This window comes from Synechococcus sp. R3-13 (assembly GCF_047462195.1).
GTDB lineage: Bacteria > Cyanobacteriota > Cyanobacteriia > Thermostichales > Thermostichaceae > Thermostichus.
In genome coordinates, this window is the sequence record NZ_JANSIO010000393.1 from 1 (window position 1) to 1,395 (window position 1,395).

General features: G+C 44.1%; 1 protein-coding gene. It reads right to left on the minus strand.

From position 1 onward, the window contains the following. Window positions 1-276 precede the first annotated feature (276 nt). Window positions 277-1,287, minus strand: a complete 1,011-nt coding sequence (gene arsB, locus NW856_RS11660; RefSeq protein ID WP_414400411.1) for an ACR3 family arsenite efflux transporter — start codon at window positions 1,285-1,287, stop codon at window positions 277-279. Window positions 1,288-1,395 lie beyond the last annotated feature (108 nt).

Sequence of the window (1,395 nt, forward strand, 5' to 3'; positions counted from 1 at the left end):
ATTAATTCCACTTCCCCGAAGGGAAGCGACTGATTCATTAATAGTAAGTATCACCACTGATTGTGGCAATACTTGGATACGATTAGCATCTTATGGTAATAATACAGGCCCGAGTCCATTGGCTACAGCACCTGATATGACCACTGCATTTGTACCTACCCCATCACAATGGGCAACCAAGACAATAGGATTTAAGCCCGTATGCTTCTCAAACCGCCGCCAGAATCAGATTCCAATTGCGAAGTGGATGGGGAAATGTTACTTATCTGGATTTATTTAATACCTCCAACTGTTAGCGATGGCTACCAACGATAACATGATGGGTACTTCTATGAGTACACCAACCACCGTGGCTAACGACGCACCTGAATTAAGACCAAAAAGTGATATGGCCACGGCAACTGCGAGTTCAAAAAAATTACTGGCACCAATCATCGCAGCCGGTGCACAAACCGGATGTGATAAACGGAGCAATTTTCCACCCAGCCAGGTTATAAAAAATATGAAGTAGGTTTGAATGGTCAGTGGTATGGCTATCAACAAAATGGTGTATGGATGATCCAGTATGTGTTCGCCCTGAAAGGCAAAGAGTAAAACCAGGGTTGAAAGCAATGCTAGTATGGAAACAGGACGAAGTGCCGGAAGAAATTTTTGTTCAAACCAATCCTTTCCTTTTCGTTGAAGCAATATCCGATTGGTCAGATAGCCCGTAGTTAGCGGTATAACAACAAAAACAACCACCGAAGTAATCAGTACTTCATACGGTATCTGTATGTTGGTTACTCCCAGCAGCCATTTTACAATGGGTACAAATGCAACCAGCAGAATAAGATCGTTGACTGAAACTTGTATTAACGTATAATTGGCATCGCCTTTTACCAAATAACTCCACACAAACACCATGGCTGTGCAGGGTGCGGCACCCAGCAGAATGGCGCCTGCCAGGTACTGGTCTGCATCTTCCGGAGTGATCCAGGTAGCATACAGATTTTTAAAGAAAATCCATCCAAACAATGCCATGGTGAAAGGTTTGATCAGCCAGTTTACAGTAACTGTCAGCGCCAGCCCTTTCCAATTTTTTGAAACACCGCCTATCGATGAAAAATCAATCTGTACCATCATCGGGTAGATCATCATCCAAACCAACACCGCTACCGGAATGTTGATGGTATATATCTGCCAGCTTTCAAGCACCGAAACAGAATTCCCCAGTATTTTCCCAAGACCAATGCCTGCAGCAATGCATAGCAAGACCCAAACGGTAAGGTATTTTTCAAAAAACTTCATGGGTTGAAATTTAATTACAGCGTTTCCATTAATTCCACTCCCCCGAAGGGAAGCGACCCCCCGATTATAACCCTTACCCAGAGCGGGATCGACCGGGTCAACGGAAGA